The following is an 18018-nucleotide window of genomic DNA, read 5'->3' as shown; positions in this document are numbered from 1 at the left end:
GAAGCGAACGCCTTTCAGCCTGCGGAGCCGCCTTGAAAAACCTTCTCACCGATATCGCCGGCGTCCGCGTCGGCCACGCCGAAGATGCGAAAATCGCCACTGGCACGACCGCGATCATCTTCGACGCCCCCGCGGTTGCGGCCATCGATGTTCGCGGCGGCGGACCCGGTACGCGCGAAGATGCGTTGCTCGACCTCGCCAGCACCGTCGATCGCGTTGACGCCATTGCGCTGTCCGGCGGCTCCGCCTTTGGAATCGACGCAGGCGGCGGCATCCAGGCCTGGCTCGCCGAACAAGGCCGCGGCTTGCGGATTCGCGAGGCTGTGATTCCGATCGTGCCGGGCGCGATCGTTTTCGACCTGCTCAACGGTGGCGACAAGGCCTGGGGACGCTTCGCGCCCTATCGCGATCTCGGCTACGCCGCAACATTGGCCGCCAGCGACGATTTCGCGCTGGGCAGCGTCGGCGCCGGCCTTGGTGCCACCACCGCGACCTTCAAGGGTGGACTGGGCTCGGCCTCCGCGGTCCTGGCCAACGGCGTCAAGGTCGCAGCGATCATCGTCGTCAACGCGGTCGGCAGCACGACCGTTGGCGAAGGGCCTTGGTTCTGGGCTGCGCCATTCGAGGAGAACGGCGAGTTCGGCGGGCGCGGTCTGCCGTCCGCGTTCACGCCGGACATGCTGGCGATGCGCATCAAGGGCGGCCCCGCAGCGAGCGCGCGTGAGAACACCACGATCGGCCTCGTCGTCACCGATGCCACGCTGACCAAGGCGCAGGCCAAGCGGCTTGCGATGATCGCGCATACCGGGTTTGCCCGTGCGATCTATCCGGTGCATGCCCCGACCGACGGCGACGTGCTGTTCGCCGCCGCAACGGGCGAAAAGCCGATCGAACCGCTGGTCGGGCTTACCGAACTCGGCACGGTCGCCGCCAACGTGGTCGCACGCGCGATCGCTCGCGGCGTCTACAATGCGACGGCCCTGCCGTTTGCCGGCGCGATGCCGGCGTGGAAGGATCGGTTTGGCTAGAAACGAAACGGCGGGCACAGCGTTACCCTGACGGGCCAAGGTGCACCGCTATGCCGTCTTCCGTGATCCGCTTTTTCCGCTATGCACCCGACACGCGCGAACTGAAGGTGACTTTCGTCAGCGGACGCCTCTATGTCTACGAGGACGTTCCGCCCGAAGTCGCCACGGCGTTCAGGAATGCGCGCTCAAAGGGTACGTTCTTCAACCACGAAATCCGTGATCGGTATGTCTTTCGTGACATCACTCACGAATATGCCGGTTAGCCCTGAGCAGGCTACACGCTCATCGACATCGATGAACCGACAGTCGCTGAGGCGCCTTGTCCCTGCCCGCCTTGCCGCTGCATCAACTGTGCGAACAGATCGTAGGCTGAATTACGCGAGCTGGAGGCGCCCGGGACCGTCGTCGACATCTTGAAGCCGTCGGCGTAGGTGACGGTGGTGGTGGTCGAGCCGTCGGCGCCCGTCGTCGAGGTCGAGGTGGAGCCGCCGGTGGATCGCGAGGAGGAATCCGAACCGCTGCCGGACGCATCGCCCGCACCTTGCGCGTGATGGTGGCCGCGATGACCGCTCTTCAGTGCCTTCGACATCTCATCGAGGCTGACGCTGCCGTCGGTATTCGAATCCAGCTTCGAGAAAACGTCGTCGGCCTGCGCGAGGTTGGTGCCGCCGGCGCCGAGCGCATTCTCGAATTCCGACTTGGTGATGTTGCCGTCGCCGTCCCCATCGATCTGCGAGAACAGATCCTTCAAGGCGGCGTCGCGGCGCGTCGAGGACGAGGACGTCGAACTCGACGAGGTCGAACTGGCGGCGCTGCCGGTGCTGTCCGAGGATTGGCTCTGCGCGGCGAACAGCGCGTTCATCGTGTCCGGCGAGATCTGCGGGGTTTTGCCCGCATTGACCGACGAGGTCGCGCCGGTCGTGCTGTTGCTGCCGCTGTCGATCGCGAACGGATTGGTCGCAGGTTTTTGCGAGGACCCCGTCTTCTGCGTCGACGAGGACGATTTCGAATTCGTCAGCGACTGGATCGCGTCGAGCGCGCTCGATACGGCCCCAAGAGCGAACAACATTGCACAACTCCAACCGATGCGGCATGCCGCGGCCAATGTTCTGTTCAGGTGAAGTCAGCAAGCGCCGTGCCAGCGCAAAAAGGTCAATGAAATCCGCTTTCACCGCGCTTTGCACGGCCCGGGAACACCGGCAATTCGTGCCGGTCGCGGCAGAAATTTCCGCCCACAGGAAGCACGCCGCCCCTGCATTGCCCGGCTGAGAGGCCCATGTTAGGCGAGTCCATCTTTCACGGCCGCCACGGGAAACCGCCATGACCCAAGCCTTCGCCCCCCGCCCCCTGGCAATCGCGCCCTCGATCCTGGCCTCGGATTTCTCCAGGCTCGGCGAGGAGGTGCGCGCCGTGGACGCCGCCGGAGCCGACTGGATCCATCTCGACGTCATGGACGGGCACTTCGTTCCCAACATCTCGTATGGCCCCGACGTCATCAAGGCGATGCGCCCGCACACCAAGAAGATCTTCGACGCGCATCTGATGATCTCGCCCTGCGACCCCTATCTAGAGGCCTTTGCGAAAGCCGGCTGCGACCACATCACGGTGCATGCCGAAGCCGGTCCCCATCTGCACCGCTCGCTCCAGGCGATCCGCGCGCTTGGCAAGAAGGCCGGCGTTTCGCTCAATCCGGGCACGTCGATCAGCGTACTCGAATACGTGCTGGACCTGGTCGACCTCGTACTGGTGATGTCGGTCAATCCCGGCTTCGGCGGCCAGGCCTTCATCCCCTCTGCAATCAGCAAGATCCGCGACATCCGCGCGATGATAGCGGGCCGTCCAATCGATATCGAAGTCGATGGCGGCGTCGGCTCCGACGTCGCAGGTCCGCTGGCCGCGGCCGGCGCCAACGCCTTCGTCGCGGGCACATCCGTGTTCAGGGGCGGCACGCAGGACGCCTACAAGACCAACATCGCCGCGATCCGCAACGCTGCCGCGGGCGCGCGCGGCGAGGCGATCTGAAGGCTCGCGCGCAGCTCCACAGATGTGCTGCTTCTACGGGTGTTGCGGCGCGCAATGCCTAAACTTGCAACCTTGATCCGTACTCCTCCGGGCTTCCCTGATTCGCGCAAATCACCGCTAGTGATTCTTGCCTGTTTTCGCGGGAGCACATCATGACGACGACCCTGGTTTGGACTGGCGTGGCGTTGTGGCTTGGTTTTTGTGCGTTTGTTGTGTTTGTCCATCGGCCGGACCGGTGAAGGTCTCGGCTCGCTCGACCCGCACCGCCCGTCGCGACTGGTATCGGGCCTGACCCCATGCAGATCGCGCTCGTGAAACGTCAGCCGAAGCGCCGGTGCCGCATCCCGCGGCGCCCGCATCCTGACCTCGATTTTTTCTTCGGTCGGCTCGAACGCACCGAAGGCGAGATGCGCGACGACACCGGGCCCGAGACGGACCTGGATCACCCGCTCCGGTCACCGCGCCGGCATTGAATTCTTTTTCTGGACCAAGCTCATGAAGCCGCATTGCCCGAGCTGCCTGAAGGAAATGACCAAGGCATCCGCGTCGCGTAACCTGTTCAATTGCGAGCCCTGCCGCGAGATCATCCAGTTCTTCGGCGGCAGCGCGGATCACGGCGAGCCCGGCCCGCAATTCTCCTGGCCGATCCGCCGCAAACGCTCCGTCCACACCGCTCACGCGGCCTGAACCTTCCAGAATCCAGAGCGCGGCCCTAGCCGGCCTCCTCGCCCGCATCCGCAGCCATTCGCGGCGGCCGTACCACGGTGACGGTGCAGGCCGCTTCCGAGGCCACCTTGGCCGAGACGCTGCCGAGCAGCGTGCGGCGGAACGAGGTCTGCCGCGCACCGATGATGACGTGGTCGACGTGGTTGACCTCGCAAAACTCCAGGATGGCCGCGGCCGGATCGACGGCTTCCAGCACGTGAGCCGACAGCCGGCTTTCATCCAGCTTGAGCGGCGTGGCCCAGTGCCTGAGCGCCACCAATCGGTCGATATGCTTGTTGGAGCCCTGCTCATCCAGCGTCCTGTCGATCGCGATGCGGTTGAGCTTCAGCACGTTGAGACAGGCGAGCCGCGCCGACGGCAGCGTGGCGAGAATGCGCTCGGTGGTGACGCGCAACGCTTCGTTCAGCTCGGGGGCGCCTTCCACGGTGTCGAGCGCGACCGCGAGGATCGGGCTTGATGCGATCTGGGCTGCGACATCCGATTTCGCGCGCGGCTGCATGACGCCCTGGTTGAAGCGGCGCCGCCAAGCGACGCTTAGCGGATCGCGCTTCATCCGCTCCGAGCGTGTGGTGAGCCTGACCTGGTCCGGGTGGGTGAGATCGAAGGCGAGCTGGGACGCCGTCGGATAGCGCCGCACCGGCTCGATCTCGAGGCATCGCAGCACCACTTCCTGGAGCCAGGGCGGATAGTCGGCGCGAAGCGAGCGCGGCGGGTGCGGATCGCGCCACAGCCGGCGCCGCATCGCACGCAGAGTCTCGCCCTCACCGAACGGCCGCTCGCCGGTCGTGAAGAAATAGAGCAGCACGCCGAGCGAGAACAGATCGCTGCGCGGACCGTCTCGCACCCCTGACAGCCGTTCCGGCGCCATATAGGGCGCAGTACCGTAAGGCAGGCGGAATTCCTCCTGCAACAGGTCCGGCAGATGGTTGTGATGCGACAAGCCGTAGTCGATCAGCACCGCCTCGCCGCTCTCGCGGAACATGATGCTGCTCGGCTTGATGTCGTGATGGATCACGTTCTGCCGATGCAAATCCGCGAGCCCCGTCGCGATCCTGGCGACGAGCTGCCGCGCCTCGTCATACGGCAGCGGCAGGTCGGGCAGCCGCTTGTAGAGCGTGGTCCCGGAGATGCGCTCGATCACGACATAGGCCTGGTGGGCGAAATCGCCGGTGCCGAAACATGAGGGTACGTGCGGCCCGGCCAGCCGCGGCAGGATCATCATCTCCATTTCGAAGGAGACGATCGCCGCGGGGTCCTCGCCCTCCGATACCCGCGGAATCTTCATCAGCAGCGGCACGTCGATGGCGGGATGGGTGACCGTCCACAGCGTCGCCATGCCGCCGGCATGGACGCATTCGCCGATCGTGTAGCCGTCGATCTCTGCGCCCGATTTGACGAGGGGTTTCGGCATCGGCCTCTAGCGTCCCTGCGACAGTCGGTCGGCGAGCCAATGCGGCAGGCCGTTCTCGCGGATCCGGCTTGCGGCCGTCTCGACATCGTAGGGCGCGCGGCAATAGGTGATCAGACACGAGACCGTGTCGAACAGCGCGAAAGCCGCGGATGGATCGTTATCGCGCGGCTGGCCGACCGAGCCAAGCACAGCAAGCCATTGCCGCCCGCGCAGCAAAGGCACGGAGACGTCGGTCTTAGGCACGAGTCCCGACATCTTCGCCGTCACCGACATCGAGTAGATCGCCGGGCGGTGGATGTGGCCGCAGAACGTGACATGAGCTGGCGTCGCGATCAGGCTTTTGGCGGCGTCCGCCGTCGATCGGACATAGTGCCAGCTTCGGGGACTGGAGGCTTCCGAATGCACGAACAGGCGATCGCCGTCCTCCACCAGCATCGGCAATTCCGCCAGGAACCGCCGCTGCGCGGTGTCGAGCCGGCCGCGGGTCCATTCGATCGCGATTTGCGCCTCGGCATTCATGGTCTCGGCCGAGGAATTCACCGCCTGGTCATGATTCCCGCGCACGGCGACGGCGCCCTGGGCAACCAGCTCCATCGCGGTATCCACCACCCATTCCGGATCGGCGCCATAGCCGACGAAGTCGCCAAGCAAGATGAAGCGCTCGGCGCCACGCGCCCGCGCGACTTTCAGGCACGCCTCGAACGCCTGCCGGTTGCCGTGGATATCCGAGAAAACAGCGAGAAGCACGCACCCTCCACCCCCGAACCTTATTGGGAGCCGATGAGGCCAAATTGAGGGAGGTCAAGAACATGCGCCAGCGGCGCGCGGTTTGCCAGCGGTGCCCTGTCGCGATGGTGAAGAGCCTATTGCTCGTCCTTCGGCGGCATCCGGGGCGGCGGAATCGGGGTGAACACGGCGCCCTGCGCGCCGGCGGGTGGTGCCAGGAATTCGCCGGTCGAGGAATCGCCTCCGCTCGTCTCCAAGATGGTCTTGGGCGTCACATATTCCCGGACCATGTCGATGAGGCTGCCATCGCCGCCGCCGAAATCGGCGGCCCGGCCGCCTTGCGGATGTCCCAGCGCGATCTCGTTCTCCGCCGCGTGGGTCTTGTCGGCCAGCCTGTCATTATAGGGCACACGAAAGGCGCGCGGTATGCCGCTCGGGCGATTGTCCTCGTCGAGCTGCTCGACCCAGAGATAGATCGAGCCGGGATCGCCCTCCAGCGAATGCGGCTCGACGATGCGGGCCTTCAGCAGCTTGAAGGAGGCCGGCAGCCGGTCGGCGCTCGCCCAGCCGAGTAGTCCACGCATTTCCGTGAAGCTGACGATATAGAAAGCGCTGGTCACGATCACCGCGACGGCCTTGATCGACCAGTGCAGCCGCGCATAGACCAGCACGACCAGCAGCAGCGCGCCGATGACGGCATAGGCTATCGATAGCGTGAGGATGACCGTCTGCAAGCTAGTCACGGCGCACCCTCACAGCGTTCTTGCTCACGCCGGTGCTCGGGTCGAGATCGGCGCCGTTGCGCCAACTGCTGCGAAAAGTCTCCAACAGCGATTTCGGCCGCTGATCCACATTGACGACCTTGCCTTCGGCATCGAGCCGGAACCGCACCGCGGTCTTCTCGTCGCCGGTGTGGTCGAGGGTGAACTTGTTGTCGAAGACCACTTGCGCCGTCGGATTGAGCTTCTGCACCTTCACATTGGCCGTGACGGGTTCGCCTGTCGTGGCCACGAAATGTGAGACGTTGACCGTGTATTCGCCGGGGACGATGCCGCGCACGGTGACGATCTCCTCGCGGATCGGCGAGGCAATCTTCTTGCCGTTGACGACGATGAAGTCGTTGGCTCCGCCGCGATCGTCGCGGTCGAGCGTGAGGAAGCCGGCCTCGCGGTGGCGATACCAGGCGATATTGCCGACGGGATCCTGCACGAACAGATCGAGATCGTCGGGATGGCTGTCCGGCCAGTCCAGCGTGATCATGAACTCGGCCTTGGAATCGATCTTGCCGTCCTTGGCGTCCGGCGAGACCGCGAGCAGCGCGAGGAAGAAAAGGAAAGCGATCACCTGGAGCGCCTTGAACAGCATCACGCCCAGCGGATCGAACGGCTCCTCGCGCGGATAGAGACCGAAATCATCCATCATGACTGGGTTCCGGCGCCCTTGATTCCAGACCCCTCGAGTCCAAAACCCTTGCGCTCCAGCACCGGCGTCACATAGGTCTCGGTCAGCACCACCGCATCCGAGAACACCCGCTGGGTCGCGGCATCCAGCATGTAATACTGGATGCGGACCAGGATCGAACCGACCAGGCCCGCCAGTGTCGTGTACATCGCGACCGCCATGCCGTCGCTCATCAGCCCCATCGAAGATCGCATCGCGACCTTGTCGGCGGCATCCAGCCCCGCGATCGGCGCCAGCATGATGATGAAGCCGACGATGGTGCCGAGCAGGCCGAGCTTCATCAGCGTATCCGAGACGAAGGCCCCAAAGCCATTGGAGCCGCGCAGCCGGTCGGCAAGCGTCCGCAGCAATAGCGTCTGGTCCACCGGGCGGTAGTCCTGCGCGGCGGCCTTTGTCACAAGGCTGTCGATATGGTCGCGGACCAGCCCGCGCGGCAATGCGGTCGCGCTCGCATCGAGCACTTTGCTGCCGTCGGGTGCCGCGAGCGCCGCCCGGCAGCGCCGGGCCGCCGCGCCCTCACGGGCAATGGCCCGCGTACGCAGGAAGCAGTGGCCGCAGGTGAGCACATAGAGCAGTGCGATCACGCTGGAAATGTAGGTTCGATCCGAGGTCAGCATCAGACGGATCAGGCCGAACCGCCACAACAGCACGACGGCGAAGATCGAAAGCCCGGTGAAGATCATCCAGAACAGGAGCGCGCTGCGCTCGGATGGGTCGGCAGCAGGCCCCGCGATCGGCCCAATCGTCATCGAACTCATGCTGCACTGCTCCTGGCCCTTAAAGATTGGCCTGCCGTGATTTCCCGCCCATTAGATCAAAGCCGCCGCGCCCGGTCCAAAGAGCCATGCCCAATCCGGCTTGGGAAATTTGCCCGAGCTGCCATCTTGCCGTGCCTCGCAATTGGCAAGGCGCGGCGGCGTTGTTAGGCTGACCTTACCAAACTTTGGGGTGATCGCATGCGCCTTGTGCTTCAGCTTGTCGCCCGTCTGTTTCTCATCGTCGCCCTCTGTCTGGGCGCGGCGACCATCTGGGCGACGTTCGACGCCTATCGCAGCGTCGACCGGGCGACCGCGGCCTCGGCGCAGCGGGTCGCCCAGGCGCTTCAGGCCCTGTATTGGCACGAATTCCTGTTGCGCAGCAGCAGAACACGCGAGCAGCTCCTGCCGGTTCCGGAGTGGCGCACGCTGGAGACGATGAAGCTGATCTCACCCGGCGTCTGCGTGGAGTTCCAACCCGCTATCGCATTCGAGAAGCCGCTCTGCGGCCAGAGCGAGGGGCTCGGCAAGACGCCTCCGCGCTGGTTCGCGTCAATTGTGCCGACCTTCCTTGGCAGCCATGCGGAGGTGATACGGCCGGTCAGTCCCCGCGCGGCGACCGCCGGAACGGTGGTCGCGACGCCGGATGCGGCAGCCGCCATCTCGCTCGCTTGGGAATACATCCTCAACGTAATCGACGTCGCGCTTTTGATGGCGGCGGCGATCGCGCTGCTGGCTTCGCTCGCGATCGCGCATGCGCTGGCGCCGGCGCGCACCATCGTGACCGCCTTGCAGCGCATGGCGCGCGGTCAGTATCGCACGAAACTGCCGCGCTTCCGCTCGATGGAGCTGGCGATGATCGGCAGCGCCGTCGGCGAGCTCGGCGGGCGGCTGGAGGAAGCGACCGAGCAGCGCGCGGCGCTGACGCGGCGCCTGATCGAGATCCGCGACGACGAACGCCGCGCGCTCGCCCGCGAGCTGCACGACGAGTTCGGACAAAATCTCTCGGCCATCCTCGCCTTCGCCAACACCATCGAGACGGCGAGCACGAAGGGGGACAAGCACAGCGACATCGTGCAGGACGCGCGGATGATCTCGCAGGCCACGCATCATCTGATGGCCTCGCTGCGCGACGCGCTGAAGCGCCTGCGCAATCCCCTGACCGCCGAGCTTGGGCTGGAGGCGAGCCTCGTGAATTTGGTGGATAGCTGGCGCTCGCAGAGCTCGGCGCGGCCGACGATCCAGCTCGATCTTAAGGGCGACCTCACCGACATCAGCGGCCCGGCCGCGACCACTGCCTATCGCGTTGCGCAGGAATGCCTCACGAACGCGTTGCGCCACGGCACGGCACGCGAGATTTCTCTGCACGTCGAGCGGCGCGCGGGCGACGACGATGCGTTGCTGATCCGTATCGAGGACGATGGCGGCGGCGACGCGGCACGCGTTGAGCAGTCGGCCGGCTTCGGCCTCACCGGCATCCGCGAACGGCTCGCGGCAGCCGGTGGATCATTGTCGATCCTACCCGCCCATCGCGGACTCAGCGTCGCCGCCACCATCCCGCTCGCCGCGTGAGGACGGGATGAACGAGATTACGGCAACAGGCATCTCCGTGCTTCTGGTCGACGATCATCCGATCGTACGGCAAGGCTATCGGCGCGTGCTGGAAAGCCAGGGCGATCTGCATGTCGTGGCGGAAGCCGACAACGCCGCGGATGCCTACAGCGCCTTCAAGGCGCGCGATCCTGATGTCGTCGTACTTGATATCTCGATGCCGGGCGCGAGCGGGCTGGAAGCCATCCGCAACATCCGCGCGCGCAGCCCGCGGGCGCGGATCCTCGTTTTCACCATGCACAATGAGGCCGTGCTGGTGAAGGCAGCTTTCAGTGCCGGTGCCAGCGGCTTCGTCACCAAGAGCAGCGAGCCGTCCGCGGTCGTGTCCGCGATCCGGAGCGTCGCGCGCGGCGAACGCGCCATGAGCGACGACATCGCGCACATCCTGGCCGAGGACAGCCTGTCGGCGGGCTCTGCGCTGGATCAACTGGGCGAACGCGAGATCGAGATCCTGCGCCAGTTCGCCGGCGGCGCCACGACCGAACAGATCGCTGCGCATCTCAATCTCAGCGTCAAGACGGTGCAGAACTATCACTACCTGATCAAGACCAAGACCGGCGCGCGCACGGATGCGCAGCTTGTGCGGTTGGCGGCCAATTGTGGACTGACCAAAATCTAGATGCTCGCCCCTCCCTGGAGGTAGAATGCACGGAGCCCTCCTCCGCATGCGGGGCACATCCAAGGATATTTCGACCGCCTTGCGATGCGGATTGGAACGGAGGCCGTCGAACTCTGGTTAGTACCGGAGTCAAGGAGTTCCGCCATGAGTAAGGCTATCCGCGAAGCTACCTATCCCGCGCTCATCACTGTCGGCGAGCTCATCGATGAACTCTGTCGCTTGCCAGACACAGCAACGATTCGATTCCACTGCCCCATGCTCGAACAAGAGCTTGCATTCTACAGGCTTCGAAAGCGGGCGAAGGACCTGGTCGAAATCGAAGTCAATGCGTATCCGGAAAGCCCGCCGGTCGTGCCGTTGGCGGGTACCGCTCTTCGTGGGCGGAAAAAGGCCCACCATCCGCGTTCGCTCCGCGATGGTGCGCTCGCCCACAAGGTCGAAGGATAACTAAGCGCCGCCCATGCCGGCTATCGAGCGGCTTTGGGACGGCGTGGAGGTGTTCGGCCTACGCCTTCAGCCCGCGCAATACCAGCGCCAGCGTCGCATCGACACGCGCCGCGAGATCGGCGTCCTTCCATTCGTCGGCGTGGGCCGGATGGTGGAAGCGGACGGTGGCATCGAAGATGGCGCGTGCGGTGGTCTTGACGTCGCCCACCTCGAACACGCCCTGTTTCACGCCATCGTTCAGGATCGCCGCAATCTGGTCGATCATGGTGTCCTTGTGACACTTGACGGCTGCACACGCCTCGCGCGCCAGAGTCAGATAGGTCTCGAACATCTCGGGGTCGTCGAGCACGCGCGAACGCTTGGCGGCGAACAGGGTGCGCAGCCAGCGGTCGAGCCGTGCTGGGGCCGGCCCCTGCTCTTCGGCCAGCTGGCGCAATGGCGCGTCGATGCGGTCCAGCCAGCGTTTGGCGACGGCCTCGCGCAGGGAGGCCTTGCTCGGAAAATGGCGGTAGACGCTGCCGTGGCTCACATCGAGCGCACGGGCCACGTCGACCACGGTGGCCTTGGCGAGTCCGTAACGCCGCAGCACGTCCTCGGTGACTTCGAGGATCCGCTCCGGCGTCAAGATAACGGCTTCGTTCATGCCAGCACCATGTTCCCGTTGAGGGCTCAGTTACCCGGCGACGGAGCTGCTTCCGAAGCGCCCGTGCCGGTCGTTTCGGAAAGCTCTCGCCTTAATGAGGCAGTTTTGCAGCCTGCGCCGCGATCTGGCGCGCCACCAGTAAATTGAGCCAATGCCCAATCGCCCCGGTCAAATTGATGATTTCGGTCGTCATTGTCGTAAGTCTCCAATCAATTGGCGGTCCCCGTTGTTCAATTGCGACCCTCAATCCCCATCTGTCTGGGACGTCGGGCTCCCGGGATGCCGCCAGACGCCCAATCGGAGCGTCCGAGAACGGATATACACGTCTCGCTGACAGATTTCAATATCTGTCAGTCAATGATCCGTGATTGACAGTTAATATCTGCCCCCTTGGGCGTGGGCCACCCATCGCCCGGGGTGGCCGGGCCGATCACCGCCCAGCCCAATCATCCCCCGCTACCTTGTCGCCGCCGTTTGTTTCGCCCTCTCCCCTCTGCTAAATCACGGCGTAAAAAACATTCTGGCAGGTCGCCCCTCGTGGGTCGCCCGCCCACCTTCCTGGAGCAGTCCAATGATCCCCCGCTATACCCGCCCGGAAATGGCCTCGATCTGGGAGCCCCAGACCCGGTTCAAGATCTGGTTCGAGATCGAGGCGCACGCGGCGGACGCCCTCGCCGAGCTTGGGACTATCCCCAAGGACGCTGCCAAGACGGTCTGGGCCAAGGCCAGGAACGCCGCCTTCGACGTCGCCCGTATCGACGAGATCGAGCGCGAGACCAAGCACGACGTCATCGCCTTCCTCACCCACCTTGCCGAGATCGTCGGCCCCGAGGCGCGTTTCGTGCACCAGGGCATGACCTCCTCCGACGTGCTCGACACCTGCCTCAACGTCCAGCTCACCCGTGCCGCCGACCTGCTGCTTGCTGACCTCGACAAGGTGCTGGCTGCGCTGAAGAAGCGCGCCTTCGAGCACAAGATGACGCCGACCATCGGCCGCAGCCACGGCATCCACGCCGAACCCGTGACCTTCGGCCTCAAGCTCGCCTATGCCTATGCGGAATTCTCTCGCGCCAAGGAGCGCCTAATCGCGGCGCGCAAGGAAGTCGCTACCTGCGCCATCTCAGGTGCGGTCGGCACCTTCGCGCAGATCGATCCGCGCGTCGAACAGCATGTCGCCAAGGCCATGGGCCTCGTCCCCGAGCCGATCTCGACGCAGGTCATCCCCCGCGACCGCCACGCGATGTATTTCTCGACGCTCGGCGTGATCGCCGCCTCGGTCGAGCGTTTCGCGGTGGAGGTCCGCCACATGCAGCGCACCGAAGTGCTGGAAGCCGAGGAGTTCTTCTCCGAAGGGCAGAAGGGTTCGTCGGCGATGCCGCACAAGCGCAATCCGGTGCTCTCGGAAAACCTCACCGGCCTGTCGCGCATGGTGCGCGCCTATGTGACGCCGGCGCTGGAGAACGTCGTGCTCTGGCACGAGCGCGACATCTCGCACTCCTCCGCCGAGCGCATGATGGCCCCCGATGCGACCGTGACGCTCGACTTCGCGCTGGTCCGCCTCGCCGGCCTGATCGACAAGCTGCTGGTGTACCCCGCCAACATGCAGAAGAACCTCGACCGCCTCGGCGGCCTCGTGCATTCGCAGCGTGTTCTGCTGGCGCTGACGCAGAAGGGCGCGAGCCGCGAGGACGCCTACAAGCTCGTGCAGCGCAACGCCATGCCGGTCTGGCGCGGCGAAGGCGACTTCCTCCAGCTCCTGAAGAAGGACGCTGACGTGAAGAAGTATCTCACCGACGCCGAGATCGAGGAGCAGTTCGACCTCGCCTATCACTTCAAGCACGTCGACACGATCTTCAAGCGCGTGTTCGGCGAAAGCTGAACGTCATTCGTAGCCCGGGTGAGCGCAGCGATACCTGGGACTTCTCTCACAAAAGATCCCGGATGGCCCTTCGCTCATCCGGCAACAACAACAGAGACGGAGCCTCCATGCCCATCGTCAACCGCGTTGCCGCCCTCTCCGACGAAATGGCCGCCTGGCGCCATGACTTCCACGAGAACCCGGAGCTGCAATACGACGTCCACCGCACCGCCGGCATCGTTGCCGACCGCTTGCGCGAGTTCGGCTGCGACGAGGTGGTGACGGGCATCGGCCGCACCGGTGTCGTCGGTGTGATCCGCGGCCGCAAATCCGCCTCGGGCAAGACCATTGGCCTGCGCGCCGACATGGACGCGCTGCCGATCATGGAGACCTCGGGCGTCGCCTACGCCTCCAAGGTCCCCGGCAAGATGCACGCCTGCGGCCATGACGGCCACACCGCCATGCTGCTCGGCGCCGCCAAATATCTCGCCGAGACGCGCAACTTCGACGGCACCGCGGTCGTGATCTTTCAGCCCGCGGAAGAAGGCGGCGGCGGCGGCAAGGCGATGGTCGAGGACGGGCTGATGACGCGCTGGAACATCCAGGAGGTCTATGGCATGCACAACATGCCGGGCCTGCCAGAAGGGCATTTCGCGACCACGCCAGGCGCGATGCTCGCCTCCTCCGACAACATTCAGATCACGGTCCACGGCAAGGGCGGCCATGCCGGCGCCGGTCCGCACAAGTCCATCGACAGCGTGCTGATCGGCGCGCAGATCGTCAACGCGCTGCAATCGATCGTCGCGCGCAACGTCGATCCGCTGAAATCCGCCGTCATCTCGATCACGCAATTCCACTCCGGCACGGCCTTCAACATCATCCCGGAGATCGCCGAGCTCGGCGGCACCGTGCGCACGCTCGACCCTGAAGTGCGCGATCTCGTCGAGCGCCGTATCGGCGAGGTCGCCAACAGCGTTGCGCGCGCCTATGGCGGTTCGGCGGAGACCAAATACACGCGGATGTATCCGGTGACGATGAACCATGCCCGCGAGGCCGGCCTTGCCGCCGACGTCGCCCGCGACATCGTCGGTGCCGAGCGCGTTAACGACAAGTTCATTCCCATGATGGGCGCCGAAGACTTTTCATTCATGCTGGAAGCGCGCCCCGGAGCGATGATCCTGGTCGGCATGGGCGACGGCAACGAGTGCCACCACCCGGCCTACATCTTCAACGACAACATCCTCGGCCACGGCGCATCGTATTGGGCGCGTCTAGTGGAGACGCGGATGCCGGCGGGTTAGTCGGATTCGTAGGGTGGGTTAGCCGAAGGCGTAACCCACCGCCGTCTCTGTCCACGGAAACAGAAGAGGTGGGTTACGCCGAGCAGATGCGCTTTGCGCATCGGCAGGACTAACCCACCCTACGCGCTCCTCCGCTCATCCCTGATATTGCAGCACGTGCATGCCGGCGTTCCAGTCGGAGACGAACATCAGCCCGTCGGGCCGGACATAGGCGTCGCAGGTCTTGGCCGCGAGCGCGACGTTCGGGCGGGGGTCGATGAGCTTTTTCGGTGTCGGCGGCACCCAATACGCGATCTCCTTCGGTGCGAAGGCGTCCCTGACGTCGAACACCCTGACGCCGGCATTGTTGTAGGTCGCAAAGATCGTCTCCTCGCTCTGGAACGAGCCCGGGCGGTTCTCGTGCAGATTATGCGGTCCGAAGGTACCGTTCGTGCAGAAATCGCGTTCGCGCGGGGTCGGCAGGGTTGCGATCGGCACCGGGTTTCCAGGCGCGCGCACTTCGAGGACGAATGTGTGGAACAGGCCCTTGGCGCAATTGTCCGCATTGGCTTCGTCCGCGACGATCGCGAGCTGCCGCTTGGGCAGCGGCAGCGGCGTATGCGTGCCACCGGCGAAGGGCGGCGACCAGTTGATGTGGGACAGCAGCTTTGGATTGGTGGGATCGCTGATGTCATGAATGGTGAAGCCGCCATCGCGCCAGGCAGCATAGCCGCGATCACCAGCCGTGATCATGTGATGGAGCGCAAAGCGCTTGCCCTTTGGCGTCGCCGGCTCGCCGGCCGCGCGGTTCATGCCGGGCAGCCACCATTTCGCGACGATCTCCGGCTTCGTGATGGTCCTGAGATCGATCACGCAAAGGATGTGGTCGGTGAACCCGTCGAGATGCGCCGACACATAGGCATAGCGGCCGCCCGGCCACCACAGCCGGTTGATGCCGAAGCCAGGCATTTCGAGAAACGCGATCTCGCGCATCTCGTTCGGCTTCGAGATGTCGTGGATCGAGAGGCCGCAGCGGAATTTCTTTGCCTTGGTGATGCTGTCGACCAGCGTGTTCTCGAAATAGCCGCGCATGTTGTCGTAGGACTGCATCGCGACAATATTGGCGCCGTTCGCAAGCAGCAGCAAATCTTCCGCCACCTGTAAATGGTGGGTGCGGGTGTATTGTCCTGCGGTGAAGAAATTGACCGGCTTCAGCGCACGCGGGTCGGATGCGTCCAGGATCGTCACGCCGTCGCTGAACATATGTCCGACATAGACGTGCTGCCGGTTGAACATCACCTGTACGCTGTCGGGCCGTCCGCCGATGTCGCTATACGAGATGTGCTTGATGCCCTTGCCGATGCCCTCGGGGGGAATGTCTGCCTCCGAAGCCGATACCGGCCTCGACCATCCTGACAACGCGGCGGATCCGAATACGGCCGACAATTGCTGAAGGTGGTGGCGGCGAGAGAGTTGTGGCATCGGTTTCCCCCATTTTTTTGGGGATGATGATCGCTTGCGGCGAGGCATGCAAGGCTCGTGTCGTCTGTCCTCACCTCAATCGCAGGCGTGTCTAGTCCGGCCGGACATCACCGCTGCCTAGACCTCAGTTGCAGACCTCACCTGTGATTTTTAAGCTGGCGTTCGCATTGGGCACGAGCCCAAGGCGACAGCCCTTCGCGACCGGTCTGCATCCGGCGCCGTTGCAGATCATCTGGCCGGAGGCTTGTGACTTTGGCGCCGTAGACTCAGCATCTCTGCGGTCGCTGTCGCGCCTCTTCGAATTCTCGCGCGCCGCGACCGGCTTCTTCTCCTGAATCTTCTCGCACTCGTTGTCGTCGCCGACGTGATAACCGGCGCGGCAGGTGATCTTCGCGCATTGATCGCCGTCGGCCTTGAAGCCGAAATTGCATACCAGCGGGCAGACCCGCCCCGGCTTCGCCTTCAGCGCATCGAGCGCGTCGACACTCGCGAGCTTTGCGTCGACCTGGGTGCCGGCATATTTGTTGAACAGAGTCAGCGAGCGCTGCGTTGCAGCGTTCCAGTCGCCGTCAGCGGCGGACGAAAGACAGCCGACCCGGCGCAGTTCGCCCTGAACGGATTTCGCGAGGTCGCCGGGTGGCGCAGCGTTTGGCGGCGGCGGCGACAGCGCGGCGACCTTCCTGCTTTCGGCATCAGCCGCCTGCTTGTCAGCCGCCTGCTTCGCAGCCGCCTCGGTCGCCGCCTTCTCCAGCGCCCGCTTCTCCGCGAGCGACTTGGCCGCGGCAGCTTCCGCCGCCTTGCGATCTCGTTCGGCCGCCTCCGCCTTGGCCTGCTCGACCTGCTTGGCCTTCTCCGCCGCGATCCTCGCCTCTTCCGCGGCTTTGGCAGCGGCGGCGGCTTTCTCCTGCTCGGCCTTCTGGGCTCGTTCGGTAGCGAGCCTCGCCTTCTCCTGTTCGGCCAACCGCGCCTTCTCGGTCGCCACCGTGCGATCCTCCTCGGCGGCAATCTTCTTCAACTGGACACGGGCGAGGTTGGCGTAAAACCCGTCCGGATAGGTCTGGAGGAATGCCTCCCAAGCTTCACGCAGGCCGGCCTGAAGGGCTAGCTCGTAGTCTTTGCGCACACTGTCCTGCGGATTTGCCTGCGGGCCGGCTGCGGCGGCCGGCCTCACCGGCACCAGCGGCACATCGCTGCCCCCCAGCGAGCCATAGACATACGGCTCCTGCTTGTTGCCGGTCTTCTTCAAGACGTCGTCACGGACAAACCCGAACGCCTTGCGCAAGTCGAGCCCGGGCTTGGGCAGATGATCGGTCAGCGCGACCGCGAACGGGCTGTTGCGGGAGTCGCCATCCGACGCCGTCGATCCCGCTTTGGCCGCAAACGCGATCATCGTGTTCGGACTGGTCGGCTCGACCTTGGCAAGCCCGCCACCAATCGCGCGCGAGGCCAAGGTGCGCTTCATCGTCTTGGCGAAGGGATTGTCGCGGCAGGCATCGAGGATGACGAGACGGAGTTGTTTGGCTGGTTCGACAGCATACAGCGCGCGATCAAGCGCGATCGTCTCGTCGAGGACATCGCCGTCGGTTTCCAGCATGGCATCGGTCGGAACGAGATAGTTGCTGCCGTCCAGCTCGATGCCATGGCCCGCATAGTAGATCACCGCCATGTCGGCATCGCGCGTCCTGGCCGCGAAGTCGCGTAGCGATCGCCGCATTTCGCTGGCGTTGAGGTCCAGCCTGATCTCGACCGTATCGAAGCCCGCGTTCCTGAACATACCGCCGACCAGCCCGGCGTCGTTCACCGGGTTCGCGAGCCGCGGCGCGTTTTTGTAGGCGGAATTGCCGATGACGAGCGCAACGCGCTTGTCGGCCTGGGCCGATCCGCACCCCAGCCAAAGACCGAAAATCAACATTGAAAGAGATCGCAAGACGATCATAGAAGAACGAGCC

General features: G+C 64.6%; 19 protein-coding genes. 10 read left to right on the top strand and 9 right to left on the bottom strand.

Annotated elements, in window-relative coordinates; translation table 11 throughout:
* Positions 1-32: 32 nt before the first annotated feature.
* The gene (locus GWG67_RS15260) at positions 33-1028 is read left to right on the top strand and encodes a P1 family peptidase (RefSeq protein ID WP_275170108.1); all 996 of its coding nucleotides are present in this window, start codon (positions 33-35) and stop codon (positions 1026-1028) included.
* A gap of 50 nt (positions 1029-1078) precedes the next feature.
* The gene (locus tag GWG67_RS15255) at positions 1079-1291 is read left to right on the top strand and encodes a KTSC domain-containing protein (RefSeq protein WP_275170107.1); all 213 of its coding nucleotides are present in this window, start codon (positions 1079-1081) and stop codon (positions 1289-1291) included.
* Positions 1292-1302: 11 nt separating this feature from the next.
* On the opposite strand, the gene GWG67_RS15250 is transcribed toward GWG67_RS15255, so the two are convergent.
* Positions 1303-2097 (bottom strand): EF-hand domain-containing protein, encoded by a 795-nt coding sequence (locus tag GWG67_RS15250; RefSeq protein ID WP_275170106.1) that lies wholly within the window; start codon positions 2095-2097, stop codon positions 1303-1305.
* A 251-nt stretch (positions 2098-2348) separates the two neighbouring features.
* Here GWG67_RS15250 and rpe point away from each other — a divergent pair, with 251 nt between their 5' ends.
* From rpe to GWG67_RS15235, 3 genes are all read left to right on the top strand, one after another.
* The gene (rpe, locus tag GWG67_RS15245) at positions 2349-3050 is read left to right on the top strand and encodes a ribulose-phosphate 3-epimerase (RefSeq protein WP_275170105.1); all 702 of its coding nucleotides are present in this window, start codon (positions 2349-2351) and stop codon (positions 3048-3050) included.
* A gap of 296 nt (positions 3051-3346) precedes the next feature.
* Entirely contained in the window at positions 3347-3523 is a 177-nt protein-coding gene (locus GWG67_RS15240) for a hypothetical protein (protein ID WP_198034867.1), read from the top strand.
* A 22-nt stretch (positions 3524-3545) separates the two neighbouring features.
* Positions 3546-3737 carry a hypothetical protein gene (locus tag GWG67_RS15235; protein WP_275170104.1) on the top strand — a complete coding sequence of 64 codons (192 nt, stop codon included), beginning with the start codon at positions 3546-3548 and terminating at the stop codon, positions 3735-3737.
* A gap of 25 nt (positions 3738-3762) precedes the next feature.
* Here the strand turns inward: GWG67_RS15235 and GWG67_RS15230 are convergent, their stop codons facing one another.
* From GWG67_RS15230 to GWG67_RS15210, 5 genes are all read right to left on the bottom strand, one after another.
* Complete coding sequence (locus tag GWG67_RS15230; RefSeq protein WP_275170103.1) at positions 3763-5187, bottom strand: bifunctional serine/threonine-protein kinase/universal stress protein; 1425 nt, start codon at positions 5185-5187, stop codon at positions 3763-3765.
* 6 nt (positions 5188-5193) lie between these two features.
* Positions 5194-5934 (bottom strand): metallophosphoesterase, encoded by a 741-nt coding sequence (locus tag GWG67_RS15225; protein WP_275170102.1) that lies wholly within the window; start codon positions 5932-5934, stop codon positions 5194-5196.
* A gap of 116 nt (positions 5935-6050) precedes the next feature.
* Complete coding sequence (locus GWG67_RS15220) at positions 6051-6656, bottom strand: hypothetical protein (protein ID WP_275170101.1); 606 nt, start codon at positions 6654-6656, stop codon at positions 6051-6053.
* Positions 6649-7335, bottom strand: coding sequence for a hypothetical protein (locus GWG67_RS15215; protein ID WP_275170100.1), 687 nt, complete (start codon positions 7333-7335; stop codon positions 6649-6651). Before GWG67_RS15215 ends, GWG67_RS15220 begins: the two co-directional genes overlap by 8 nt.
* The gene (locus GWG67_RS15210) at positions 7332-8132 is read right to left on the bottom strand and encodes a MotA/TolQ/ExbB proton channel family protein (RefSeq protein WP_275170099.1); all 801 of its coding nucleotides are present in this window, start codon (positions 8130-8132) and stop codon (positions 7332-7334) included. Before GWG67_RS15210 ends, GWG67_RS15215 begins: the two co-directional genes overlap by 4 nt.
* A gap of 198 nt (positions 8133-8330) precedes the next feature.
* Between GWG67_RS15210 and GWG67_RS15205 the strand changes: the two genes are divergently transcribed.
* From GWG67_RS15205 to GWG67_RS15195, 3 genes are all read left to right on the top strand, one after another.
* A complete protein-coding gene (locus tag GWG67_RS15205) occupies positions 8331-9701 on the top strand; it encodes a sensor histidine kinase (RefSeq protein ID WP_275170098.1) in 1371 nt (456 codons plus the stop codon).
* Positions 9702-9708: 7 nt separating this feature from the next.
* Complete coding sequence (locus GWG67_RS15200) at positions 9709-10359, top strand: response regulator transcription factor (RefSeq protein ID WP_085396093.1); 651 nt, start codon at positions 9709-9711, stop codon at positions 10357-10359.
* Between the two features lie 144 nt (positions 10360-10503).
* Positions 10504-10806 (top strand): hypothetical protein, encoded by a 303-nt coding sequence (locus GWG67_RS15195; protein ID WP_275170097.1) that lies wholly within the window; start codon positions 10504-10506, stop codon positions 10804-10806.
* A gap of 58 nt (positions 10807-10864) precedes the next feature.
* Here the strand turns inward: GWG67_RS15195 and GWG67_RS15190 are convergent, their stop codons facing one another.
* Entirely contained in the window at positions 10865-11449 is a 585-nt protein-coding gene (locus GWG67_RS15190) for a TetR family transcriptional regulator (RefSeq protein WP_275170096.1), read from the bottom strand.
* 571 nt (positions 11450-12020) lie between these two features.
* Here GWG67_RS15190 and purB point away from each other — a divergent pair.
* Entirely contained in the window at positions 12021-13328 is a 1308-nt protein-coding gene (gene purB / locus GWG67_RS15185; RefSeq protein ID WP_275170095.1) for an adenylosuccinate lyase, read from the top strand.
* A 107-nt stretch (positions 13329-13435) separates the two neighbouring features.
* Positions 13436-14608 (top strand): M20 aminoacylase family protein, encoded by a 1173-nt coding sequence (locus GWG67_RS15180; protein ID WP_275170094.1) that lies wholly within the window; start codon positions 13436-13438, stop codon positions 14606-14608.
* A 135-nt stretch (positions 14609-14743) separates the two neighbouring features.
* Here the strand turns inward: GWG67_RS15180 and GWG67_RS15175 are convergent, their stop codons facing one another.
* Both GWG67_RS15175 and GWG67_RS15170 read right to left on the bottom strand, forming a co-directional pair.
* Positions 14744-16069, bottom strand: coding sequence for an LVIVD repeat-containing protein (locus GWG67_RS15175; RefSeq protein ID WP_275170093.1), 1326 nt, complete (start codon positions 16067-16069; stop codon positions 14744-14746).
* A gap of 124 nt (positions 16070-16193) precedes the next feature.
* Positions 16194-17981: a caspase family protein gene (locus GWG67_RS15170; protein WP_275170092.1), complete on the bottom strand. Its 1788-nt coding sequence runs from the start codon at positions 17979-17981 to the stop codon at positions 16194-16196.
* Positions 17982-18018 lie beyond the last annotated feature (37 nt).

This window comes from Bradyrhizobium sp. CSS354, from assembly GCF_029051725.1.
Taxonomy (GTDB): Bacteria; Pseudomonadota; Alphaproteobacteria; order Rhizobiales; family Xanthobacteraceae; genus Bradyrhizobium.
The sequence above is the reverse complement of the archived record's forward strand: the minus strand, read 5'-3'. Positions and strand labels throughout refer to the sequence as shown.